Source organism: Streptomyces sp. CA-111067 (genome assembly GCF_050956065.1).
Classification (GTDB): Bacteria; Actinomycetota; Actinomycetes; order Streptomycetales; family Streptomycetaceae; genus Actinacidiphila.
Genome location: NZ_CP192103.1, coordinates 4,046,980 through 4,058,073, shown reverse-complemented (window position 1 = coordinate 4,058,073; position 11,094 = coordinate 4,046,980). Strand labels below are relative to the sequence as shown.

At 69.3% G+C, this 11,094-nt stretch carries 7 protein-coding genes; 3 read left to right on the top strand and 4 right to left on the bottom strand.

Annotated features, from left to right (window positions below):
* Positions 1-41: 41 nt before the first annotated feature.
* A complete protein-coding gene (locus ACQPW6_RS17565; RefSeq protein ID WP_433890575.1) occupies positions 42-1,385 on the top strand; it encodes a PIN-like domain-containing protein in 1,344 nt (447 codons plus the stop codon).
* Positions 1,386-1,644: 259 nt separating this feature from the next.
* On the opposite strand, the gene ACQPW6_RS17560 is transcribed toward ACQPW6_RS17565, so the two are convergent.
* Together ACQPW6_RS17560 and ACQPW6_RS17555 are read right to left on the bottom strand one after the other, a co-directional pair.
* Positions 1,645-2,958 (bottom strand): 7-cyano-7-deazaguanine synthase, encoded by a 1,314-nt coding sequence (locus ACQPW6_RS17560; RefSeq protein ID WP_433890574.1) that lies wholly within the window; start codon positions 2,956-2,958, stop codon positions 1,645-1,647.
* Positions 2,955-3,674, bottom strand: a complete 720-nt coding sequence (locus ACQPW6_RS17555) for a hypothetical protein (RefSeq protein ID WP_433890573.1) — start codon at positions 3,672-3,674, stop codon at positions 2,955-2,957. Before ACQPW6_RS17555 ends, ACQPW6_RS17560 begins: the two co-directional genes overlap by 4 nt.
* Positions 3,675-4,277: 603 nt before the next feature.
* Between ACQPW6_RS17555 and ACQPW6_RS17550 the strand changes: the two genes are divergently transcribed.
* Positions 4,278-5,561: a hypothetical protein gene (locus ACQPW6_RS17550; RefSeq protein WP_433890572.1), complete on the top strand. Its 1,284-nt coding sequence runs from the start codon at positions 4,278-4,280 to the stop codon at positions 5,559-5,561.
* A 263-nt stretch (positions 5,562-5,824) separates the two neighbouring features.
* On the opposite strand, the gene ACQPW6_RS17545 is transcribed toward ACQPW6_RS17550, so the two are convergent.
* A complete protein-coding gene (locus ACQPW6_RS17545) occupies positions 5,825-7,336 on the bottom strand; it encodes a helix-turn-helix domain-containing protein (protein ID WP_433890571.1) in 1,512 nt (503 codons plus the stop codon).
* 175 nt (positions 7,337-7,511) lie between these two features.
* On the opposite strand from ACQPW6_RS17545, the gene ACQPW6_RS17540 reads away from it, so the two are divergent.
* Positions 7,512-8,309, top strand: coding sequence for a DUF4232 domain-containing protein (locus ACQPW6_RS17540; protein WP_433890570.1), 798 nt, complete (start codon positions 7,512-7,514; stop codon positions 8,307-8,309).
* A 70-nt stretch (positions 8,310-8,379) separates the two neighbouring features.
* On the opposite strand, the gene ACQPW6_RS17535 is transcribed toward ACQPW6_RS17540, so the two are convergent.
* Positions 8,380-10,863: a DUF7617 domain-containing protein gene (locus ACQPW6_RS17535; protein ID WP_433890569.1), complete on the bottom strand. Its 2,484-nt coding sequence runs from the start codon at positions 10,861-10,863 to the stop codon at positions 8,380-8,382.
* Between the last annotated feature and the right edge of the window lie 231 nt (positions 10,864-11,094).

The window sequence follows — 11,094 nt, the reverse complement described above, 5'->3', positions numbered from 1 at the left end:
AGATTGCGAGCGGTACCGACTTGGCGGGAGGGACGTCTGAGATGGCAGGCAACGGGACTGGCCCCGGCGGTGAAGCCGCGCTGGAAGCGAGCCGCGGCATCTTCGACGGGTTCGTGGAGTATCGCACCCCTTCCGCAGAGGACTACCGTCGGCTGTTCGACGAGGGCTTGGTCGTCGTCGACACCAACGTCCTCCTGACGCTGTACCGGTCGAACCACCGAACGCGTGATGATCTGCTCACCGTTCTTGAGCGGCTCGGCGAGCGGTTATGGGTGCCACACCAGGTTCTCGTCGAGTTCTGGCGCAATCGTGAGAATCCGTCCGTGCTCGGACATCATCGAGCACGGGCGCGTGAGGTGCACGCCGCGTTGTCGAAGGCGGGCCGGTCTGCCAACGACGCGCTCGATCGATGGCTCAAGCAGGTCCATGTCGGCGACGAAGCCGAAATAAGCGCAACGATCGCTGAGCACCGTGGCAGGCTCGATGGGGTTCTGCAGAGCATTCAGTCCCTCATTGCGGGGCAGGCAGACGGCGATGCGTTGGCCGGCGCCAGCGACACCAACGCCGATCCCGTTCTTGCCCGTCTGGAGCGCATCTTCGCAGGCCGCGTCGGGCCCCCGCTGACGCAGGAGCAGCACGAGGCTGCGGTTCGGGAGGCGAAACGACGAGGCGAGGCCGAAGAGCCCCCGGGCTACGAGGACTTCAAGAACAAACCAGAGGATCTGGCGACAGGTGACTACCTCGTCTGGGAGCAGATCCTTGTGGAGGGTGCTCTGCGCTCCTGTGAAGTGCTGCTCGTCACAGGGGACAGCAAGGAGGACTGGTGGAGGCTCAGGGACGGAGATGTGCCCGCCCGTCCTCGCGCCGAACTCGTACGGGAAATGCTCGAACGGACGGGACACCGACTGTTCATGGTGCAGCCGAGCGGTCTGCTGGAGCGGGCACAATCCGTGCTGGACCTCAAGGTGGAGAGCGCTTCGGTACGCGACTTGGAGCAGTTGCAGACCACCACCTCCGATGCCGGTACCGAATGGACCTCCGAGGCCCTAGAGGCGCTGGTGGACCTTCTGCTCGGGCAAGCGCAGGTGCAGGCTCATGCTCTGCTTGAGGCGGCGCAGAACGACGGGTTCGTCAGCAGGGCCACCGTTTACCAGATCGGTGGCTACGACGAGACCAGGATGCTTCGTGGATTCACCCGCCCCGTGAAGACGGCAGCCCGGCGGCTCGAAGAGCAGGGTATGACCGTCGGTGACACGGATCGGCTGTTCCTCGCCGTCTACGATCCTGAGTTCGACGCCGTATCAGCCAGCGGGTTCCGCATCGCCCCGGAGGCGGTTCCACTGTTGCGCCCAATCGCGGCGAAGATCCTCGACGACGAGTCCTGACATCCTCCTGCTGACCATGCGTCGGAATGAGTAGCCCTGACGACAGGTCGATCGAGGCGCTCGTCGGTTCCCTCAACTCATTCTTGGCCGATCGAGGTCGTTCGTGAGGCCGTTTACTTCTCTGAGAGGGCGCCTACGTGATCGGACTCGGGGTCCGTCTCGAACGAGTGTGGACGCCGGGTCGACATCTTCGTTGCGCCCGTCCCGCTCGAGGACTTGGGCGACTGGGTGGCCGATGCCGGCCATCGAGAATGTGTCGTTATGCCGCGTTCGAGTCTTCGGCCGTGGGCAGCAGTCGCATCAGTTCTCCCCGTCCGCGACGGACGACTTCGTACGCCATGGCCAAGTCTGTCTCCGGGGGGAGCGGTCGGTCGGTCAGCAGATCGATCGGGGAGAACGGTGTGACCAGCCATCGTTGGAGTGCTCGCCAGTCGTCAGTTCGCTTGGGCGACAGGCCAGAGGACCACGGTTCTGTCTCGTAGTCGGTTCTGTCGTCGCCGTTCGCGTGGAGCAGGCCGGAGCGGCGCACCAGGCAGGGAAAGCAGACGCCACAGTTGGCATTGCGAGGACCTCTGCTGCGACGGGCCGGCGGTTTCCCGCAACTGAGGGTGTCCTCCAGCGCGGAGGCAGGGAGAGAGGTCGCCGTAGCCGCGCGGCACACTTCCCCTTTCGTCAGCAGGGCCAGAGGGTTGACGACTTGTACCGCGTTACCTGCTCCGGAAAGGGCGTGTACGAGAGCGTTCAAGTGGTGCAGCGTCCACGGGTGTACCGAGCGCGTGGACAACGCACCTGAACGTGCAGGTGTCAGAGCGGGGTTGAGGGCGAGTTGGCCGTTCTCCGGTATGTGGACGGTCGTCACCCCGTGACCGGTGGCGGCGCGGATCGCCCCTGCCGCGTACAGTAGACCGCGGGTACGAGAGGAGGTTTCGAGTCGTGACTCGGAGCCGTCTCCTTGCGGAGTCTGGCTCAAGGGCATGAGCAGTATGTCGCGGGTCCTCTCCAACTGCCGGACGGCTGCGTAGACGCGCCGTTGCAGTCTGAGCAGGCCGATCTCCCTGAACATCACGAGAAGCAGGGGCCCAGCATCGGCCGCACGGGCGCGAGTAGCTGCCCAGCTCATGGAATCCAGCCCGCCGGAGAACAAGGCCACTTCGGATGCCCGAGGTAAGGGGACGTCAGGCAAGGGATCCTGAATGTATCGGTGGCCGAGGCGTCGGAACTCGATGTGCCATTCGTCCCCGGTGAGAAGTCGTAGGAGCGCGGTCAGGTGGGACTGCGCGGCCGTACTGTGCCAGCGCCCAGGCTGCGACACCGGAACGGAGAGGCGAATTCGGCGACTCCAACGGTCCTGGGTACGGGTGCGGCGAACGTACTTGTCGGCGATGAACACGGCTCTCGCGACGCGGAAGAGCTCATCAGCCCACTCGGGCACAGGTCCTGGCAGCCGGTCCGGCCCGATGATGCGTTGTTCACGCTCCAGAAACGAGTGCCCGCCGATTTCCTTCCAGCGGGAGCCTTGCGGCCGCTCATCATGGCTCTCGCGCCACCAAAGGGAATGCGGAAGTTCCGTCATGCTGCGTCCTCCTCGTCGGCCGCCATGCCGGAAATCAACCCGAGCACGCTGCCGACCGCTCGCGGCACCAGTGAGCGGGCCATATCCGAGAGCGCGCCGACCGGGTCCTCCACTGCGTCCGCGACCGACTGCGCAGTAGCCGCCGCTTCGGCAAGTTCGGTCGCCTCGGCCGATTCCTCACAGGGATTTGGCACCAGGTCGACGAGCTTCTCAGCCACCCAGTCAGCCACCCGATCTTCCGGATCGACCGCGAGTAGCACAGGGGCGGCCAGCTTCACATGCTCCGCAACGGTGGCTTTGAGGAACTCGCCCACGATGTCGGCGAAGAACACCTGGTAGAGGTCGCAGAGTATGTCCCAGGTGAGTCCGCCGCCTGAGCCTTGGCCCAGCATGGCGCCGTCCAACTCCGGCTTTCTGCGGAGCACATCATCGACGGTGGCGGCAGCAGCGCGGCGCACCGCGGCGTCAGCAAGCGTTCCGCCGTTCCCACCGACTTCCGTGACGAGGCGGATAGTAAGGGCATCCCGCGAAGCGGTTCCCTCCGTGGCCAGAGCATCGAGGATGCCGGCCAGCCGCTCTCCGGCCGCACAGGACGCCTCATAGAGGCCGAAGGCCGAGCGATCCGCCTGGACCGCCTCCTGGAGGGCGCGTAGATGGCTTGCGGCAGCCTTCTCCAACCATCGGTCATCGGCTGGATCACCTTCCCAGCGCGCCAACTGCCTCCTCGCCGCGGTCCACTTTCTTCCGCTCGGACCCAGCCATCGAGTGGACGTGCCCACAGCAGCCCCCTACGCCGACGGTCTCCCCCCCACACTCGTGCCATGGCATCAGGACTGACGGGCTCCGTACAGAGCGCGACTCAGCCACCTCGACCGGAATCGCGCTATTGGACCGGGTCAGTCGACATCGACCCCGTAGGCTCGCGCGAGCCCGTCAAGTCCGTCCGCCCGCTTCCCACGCTGATCCTTGCCGCTCGCGGGCCGACGGACGTCCGGACGCCACGAGTCGAGACACGCACACTCATCCCGGGCACACCCACACGAAAGCCGAAGCCCATCCTGCCTCCTTTGGCCGCGAGGCAGCAGTCTGCCACTGCTGAGGAACTGAAGGCGCGAATTGGACATATACGGCTCGACCGCGTTGCGGTCGGAGGTGCGGGCCGCGGTCAGGTCGTGGGTTCGGCCCGTGCAGAGCGGCCGAGAATACTGCCGCGTCGATGTCAGTGCCTGCCCGTACGGTTGGCTCGGCGATCGCAGCGTGTGGTCGCCCGCTCACCAAGGGGGTTTATTACATTGCGCATACGAAGATTTGCGGGAGGGGTGGCGCTCGCCACGATCGCCGCTTCAATGACCCTGCTCGCCGGCCCGATCCCTGCGCAGGCGCAGGGCGTCAGCAGCGGCATCGTCCTCCCGGTGAACTCGCACTGGCAGACGCTTGCCGACAGCCAGCATGTGTACGTCAGCGCACCGGGAGACGACGCCGTGCTTGCCACTGACCACGACGGCCATGTGCTCAAGAAGATCGAAGGACTCGAGGGTGCTCGCGGCATGACCCTGTCCTGGGACGACGCCACCCTTTACGTGGCGCTGCCCGAAGCCGACGCGATCGCCGCCATCGACACCACCACTCTGACGGAGACCCGCCGCTTCGCCACGGGGGAGGATACCGAGCCAGAAAATCTGGCAGTCGCGGGTGGCAAGCTCTGGTTCTCCTACCAGGCCACCGTCTTCGACGCCGGCATCGGCTCGGTCAGCGTCGAGGAGGCCAACCCGGTGGTCGACTTGGACCGGGACCCGCTGTACTACGGCAAGCCGCAACTCGCCTCCTCGCCCGCATCCCCCGACCGCCTCGTGGCCGCGGAGAGCCAAGGATCGCTGGGAATGCGGGTGTACGACGTGGGATCGGGCACCGCTCAGCAGGTCGCCTACACCGACGAGGTCGGAAGCGTCGAGGATCTGGCCGTCACCCCGGACGGACAGAGCGTGGTGACGGCGCGGGGATCCAACTACGCCCATCAGCTGTGGAGCATGTCGGATCTGACCGAGATCGCCACCTACGACACCGGTCCCTACCCCAACTCCGTCGCCGTCGCCCCCGACGGTACGGTTGCCGCGGGCATTGTGGCCGGCGGGGACTGGGACGTCTACCTCTACAAGCCCGGCTCGACCACCGCGATACGTAAGATCGCTATGTCCTGGCCGAATATGGACCTGCTGCCACGAGGGCTGGCCTGGGCCCCGGACAGCAACCGCCTCTTCGCCACGCGCTTCCCGTACTCGGGTGAGGTGATCCTCGACATCATCACTGATGTCCACAAGGCGTCCAGCGACATCACCTTCCAAGCACCGACATCGAGCCAGGTCGGAAAGCGCCTGACCGTGCACGGAACCATCAGTTCCCTGCTGCCTTACCGGTCTCACGGACAGGTCACGGTCTCGCGCTCCGGTGAGCAGATTGCCACCTCGCAAGTGAAGCGCGACGGCAGCTTCACATTCACCGATCGCCCGGCCCTGACCGGCTGGTACGAGTATTCCGTCAGCTATGCGGGAGACCCCGACCACGTCTCAGAAACCGCCTCCGTCAGCGTCGAGATCGTCAACTGACCTCGGGCTCCATAGGGGCTGGCCACTGAAACCTTCGAACGTCGATGGGCCTCACCACGGACGGTGGGGCCCATCGCCGTCGCGCCCGGTGAGGCACTGGCGCGGAAAGGATCAGGAGCGGGTCCGCAAGGTGCACCGGCCGGTGAGACGGGCCGGGCTGGACGTCGTCCCGAATGCTGTGCTGTGGGCTTGGTGCCCTTCGTCCGCGGTCGCCGACTGGCGTGACGGGCGTGACGTCGTGCGCCCGTGCGGTGCTCGGTCGGTTACTGCGGGTCGGGTGGGGTGGGGGACCAGCGGGTGGAGGACCAGCCGTAGGCCGGGTCGTTCTTCATGCCGATCGTGCGGAAGGGGGTGCCGTGGTCGTCGACGCGGAGGGTGCCCTGACGGGCGCCGCAGGTCCAGACGAGGTCGAGGTACCAGCGGACGTCGTGGTCCAGGGTGTGGCCGTCCACGTCGAGGACCTGCGGGTCGCTCGCGGAGATCCGGAACGGGAAGTCGACGGTGGCGGCCTTCTCGCCGTTGTCCACCGAGCCGCGTACGGCACGGGCCCGCGGCGCGGTCGTGTCGAGGTCGACGGCGAACGACGCGGGGTCGAGCCCGCCGCCGCAGCCGTCCTCGGGCGTGTAGACGTTGCCTTTCGGCGCCGCGACGCTGCTGAGCACCTTCACGTACATCGCGTGGAGCACCACCGGCTCGCCGGGCAGGCCCTGCGCGGTCAGTTGCAGTCGCAGGTGCCCGGCCGGTATGCCGCCGAGCGTGGCCGCCCAGGCGTTCCCGTCCTGCAGCGACGGCGGTGGTGGGACCTCCGCCGGTGGCTGTTTGAGCAGGAACCACTGGCCGCACTGGGTGTCCCAGTTGTTCGCCAGCACGGTCACCTGGAAGGGCGGCTTCCCGCCGGTGACGGGCCGGTCCGACGCGTTCGGCGCGGGCGAGGATTTCGGGGCGGTCGCCCCGGACGACGTGCTCGGCGTGGCCGTGGTCGTGGCCGGAGCTGCCCCGCCGGCCGGAGCGTGCGTTCGGCCTGACGCCGGCACGGAGGGGGACGGGCGCTCCAGCGCGCTCACCGTCGGGTGCGGGAGCGGGGACGAGGTCCCGGTGTCGTCGGCGCCATGGCCGGAGTGCGACACCAGCGGGAGTACGGCGGCGAGCGCGGCGGCAGCCGCCAGGACGACGGTGGTACGGCGCGCCCGGCGCCCGCGCCACTTGCCGCCGGACGCGGGCGTGTGCGCGACGTCGGGGAGGGCGGGTACGCCGGGGGAAGGGGGTCCGGGGGGCGGCGCCACCTCTGCGTGCAGCGCCGCCACGGGAGCGTGGCCTACGAGGGCGTGCTCTTCGGGTGACCCGTCTCCGGACGGCCCGGCTTCGGACCGCACGTCTCCGGACGGCCCGTCTCCGGACGGCCCGTCTCCGGACGGCCCGGCTTCGGACGGCCCGTCCATGGACGGTCTGTCCTCGGGCGGCACACGCACCGCCGGGAGCCCGGCCGACTCCCCCTCCGTCGCGGCGTCCGACGGACGGTGAGACTCCCGGCGCTTGGCGGCATCCGCCAGCAGCCAGCGCTGATGCAGCGCGACCAACTCCTCCGCGCTCGCCCCGCATTGCCGCGCGAACCGCTCCGCCGGGGCGTACTCGAAGGGGACGGCGGCGCCGTTGCAGTAGCGGTGCAGCGTGGACGTGCTGACGTGCAGCGAGGTGGCGAGCATGCCGTAGCTGCGGCCCGAGCGCTCCTTGAGTTCCCGCAGCTGCTCCGCGAACTCCTCGATGTGGGTGCCCATTCCACCCTCGCCCCCGTTCCGGCCCGGTGTTCCAGACCAGGACATCGTCGCAGTTCAGGGTCGCCGGAATCATTCCAGCGTCCCCACCTGTGGCGGAACTGTGGCATTGCGGGCGGAGCACGGCGCAGGGTTGCGGCATCCCAACCGATGACAGCGAGGGCCCAACGCCATGTATGTGAAATCCGCTCTGTCCTCCGCCGCGGTCCTGCTGGTCAGTGCCGCCGCCCTCACCGCCTGCCAGCCCGATTCGGCTGCCTCGGCGAGCAGTTCGACGCCCTCGCGGCAGGCCGGTGCGGCCTCCTCCCCGGCGGACACCACGGCGCCGGCCCCGCCGCCGTCGACGACCGCCTCACCACCTGACGGCACCGCCTCGCAGGTCTCCAGCACTTCGAGCACCTCCAGCAGCGGCAAAGCCGGTCCCAGCAGCGCCAAGCCCGCCCCCGCCAAGCCCAGCCCCGCCAAGCCCGCCCCCGCCCCCCGCAGCCGCTACGCCACCAGCGACAGCTACGCCTGGAAGCACCCCTGCTCCAGCAAGCAGATCTCCGTGCACCTGGTCCGCCGCGCCTCGGCGCCCACCCAGCGGGTGATCGAGGTCCGCAACAACGGCGCGCGTTCCTGCGGCCTGAGCTACTACCCGCACGTCGTCCTGTGGAACGCCGATTCGGCGACCGGCGGGGTGACGATCACGCCGCTGGTTCCCGACGGTCTCGGCGGGCCGCCCGCGAGTCCGGTGTACGCCGGCCGTACCGCGTACGCCGTCGTCGACCTCGACCCCAGCGGCGCGACCAAGGGCACCGCGTTCGGGGTCAACGAGATGAACGTGCTGGCCGACGGCGACCACATGTCGAGCCGGGAGACGGTCCAGTTCCCGCTCGGCGCCGGCGCCCACGTGCTCAAGCCGAAGCTGGGCCTGTACGAGGACACCGTCGCGCGCGCGGTCGCGAGCATGGAGTCCGCGGACATCCAGCCCTGATCGCCCGTGCCGCCGCCGCAGGGGAGCGGCGGCACGGGTTCGTTCCCCCGGTCAGTTGGTCAGAGCGCGGTCAGGACGGGTCGGGGGCGGCCAGGATGCACAGCAGGGAGCAGGCCACCGCGCTGGACGGCGGCGAGGTGGCGGACGGGGTCCCGTGCGGGGCGCCCGCCGGGTAGTAGGTGGCGCTGGCGGTGTTCTTCACCGGCAGGGCCAGCAGGAAGGAGTTGCAGTAGACCTGCCTGGTCGCGCCGGCCGCCAGCGTGAAGGTGCCGGCCGCATGCGAACAGGCGGGTGTGACCGCGTCGTTCACGGTGACGCCGGACGCGTCCACCGGCCCGGTGTTGGTGAGGGTGATCCGCCAGTAGGCCGTGCCGAGCAGTTGCAGCAGGCCGACGGGACTGGACTTGGCCCATGGGCCCGCACCGCCGGGACCGCAGGCGTGGGACGAGGAGACCGTGCAGATCTCCTTGTTGACGGTGACGTGCGGGTGGCACTGCGCCCCGGGTGCGACGGCGACCGAGACGGGGTTGGAGGTCAGCGCGCCGGTGCCGTCGGTGCCGGTCGCGGTGTCGTCGACGTGGGTGGTCGCGCAGTCCGCGGAGACGACGGTACGCAGGCAGATCTGCGGGTCGTCGCCCTGGAAGGACGCGGTCAGGGCCGGGTGGTTGGTGGCGGTGAAGTCGCTGGTGTCGGTCAGGCTGAGCTGCACGGTCACGGTGATCGACGGATGGTCGGCGGCCGAGATGCCGGACAGGTCGACGGTGCCGTCCGGGGACAGCTGCGGGGTGGCGAGCACCGTGCCGCCGGGGTCGGTCACCGAGACGGTGGTGCCGGCCGGATCGGTGTGCGCGAGGTTGAGGCCGGTCAGCCGGGCCTCGGTGTAGGCGGCGACGTGCCCGCTGCCGCCGTCGCAGTAGAAGTCCGCGGGCGTGAGGGTGACGGACGTGCCGCTGTGCAGGCACGGTGAACCGCCGGTCGCCGGGTCCATGGAGAACAGCACGCCGGCGTCGCCGAGCCCGATCAGGCAGCGGGTCGTCGAGTCGTACGCGTAGCCGTAGTCGCGGGTGACACCGCCGTTGACGGCGGGGTGGCCGGCCACCGCGGGGAAACCGGCGCAGGGCTGGGCGTGCGTCCAGCTGTAGCAGACGGTGTCGCCGGGCAGCGGTCCGCCCCACACGCCGAAGTAGCTGCGGGTGTCGCCGCCGGAGGTGACGACCTCGGGGGCGAAGGTCAGGGTGCCGGCCGGCAGCGCGTCAAGTCCGGTGGCGGGCGCGGCCAGTGGGCCGCCGTCCAGCGCGTAGCAACTGGTGGAGGGTGCCCCGGCGGTGGCGTTGGTGGTGCACACGCCGTTCGGATGGCCCGCGGTGTCATACGAGGTGTACGCGCTGTAGGTGTACGCGCTCGTGCTCGGGCCGGCCGGGTGCGGCGTCGTCCAGCCGGCGCACACCGCGCCGGTGGCCGGGTCGAAGCAGCCGAGTGCGGTGACCCCGGGCGTCGTCGAGGCGGCGTTCGGGGACGACGAGGCGTAGACGCGGCCGTCGGCGACCGTCATGCCGCCCTGGTAGAGGGCGTACGTGTTGCCCGGCACGTCGTGGTTCGGCGGCACGATCGCGGCGAACGGCTGCCCCGCGCACGGGGATTGGCCGGCGATGTCGAAGCACAGCACCTGGCCGGTGCTGGCGGTGGCGTACGCCTTGCCGCCGTAAGCGACCAGCCCGGCCAGGCCGTTGGCGCTCGACGGGGTGCCGCCGCTGGTCTCCAGCGGCACGAAGCCGCAGTTGGCGCGGGCGCCCATGTCCAGACAGCCCACGCCGACCGCGGTGGAGGTCGTCGCCGGGTAGTAGACGACGCCCGGCCGGCCGGGATCGAGGACGTACTGCGGCGACAGCGGCGTGAAGATGTTCCCGGTGTTGCCCGAACCCAGCGGTCCCGAGGCGGTGTTGAGCGGGCGCGGCCAGGGGCCGCCGGTGCACGGCTGGCCCGAGGACAGGTCGTTGCAGACCACCACCGGGTTCGCGGGGCCGGTGTGGTGGTAGATGTTCCACGCCTCGACGTCCCCGGACGGATCGTGGAAGAGGATCGGGGTGAAGCCGTCGCCGCCGGTGGTGCGGGTGGCGGCCTGCACCGGCGGCAGCAGGTCGCTGCTCACGCCGGTCCCGGCGCCGGACGTCACCGGGCCGGTGCCCCGGACGGCGGTTGTCGCGGCGCCCTGGTCGGTGCCGGTGAAGGTGCTGCCGTCGGTGGACCACGAGGGCGTCCAGCCGGGCGGCACGTGCAGCGAACCCGGCACGTAGGTCTGCGCGGTGCCCGCGCCGGTGATCGGGTCGGTGATGGTCGCGGCGGCCGGGTCGCCGGTGGCCGTGTTGTGGTAGCCGACGGTCCAGTTGACGGTGTCCCCGTGCTGGACGGGGAGTTGGCCGGGGCTGGTGACGTTCTGCGCGGTCTTCAGCAGCGTGGAGCCGCCACTGGCCGGCGGCGGCGTACCGCCGGAACCGTCATGGGCCATGACGGGCTGCACGGAGCCGGCGGCTATCGCGAACAGCGCCGCGGACACGGCGACGGCCGCTCTTCCGGCGAGCGGCCGCGATGGTCTGGCGGAGGAGGAAAGGGATCGTAAAAGTCGGAGCATGTGTGTCCCCACCTTCGTCTGGAAGGCAGCGGGCACCAAGGAGTGCCCGCACCGCCGATTACGGTAGGGAGGAAAGCGCCAGCCGTCACCCGCACGGGCGAAAGAAACAAGGCGCTGAGCGCAATTCTCCGTTTGCTTTCGCGTCCCTGCCTGAAA

What these genes read in the sequence shown, in the direction of transcription:
- ACQPW6_RS17565 (WP_433890575.1), top strand. Translation starts at nt 42, where the DNA reads ATGGCAGGCAACGGGACTGGCCCCGGCGGTGAAGCCGCGCTGGAAGCG.
- ACQPW6_RS17560 (WP_433890574.1), bottom strand. Translation starts at nt 2,958, where the DNA reads ATGACGGAACTTCCGCATTCCCTTTGGTGGCGCGAGAGCCATGATGAG.
- ACQPW6_RS17545 (WP_433890571.1), bottom strand. Translation starts at nt 7,336, where the DNA reads ATGGGCACCCACATCGAGGAGTTCGCGGAGCAGCTGCGGGAACTCAAG.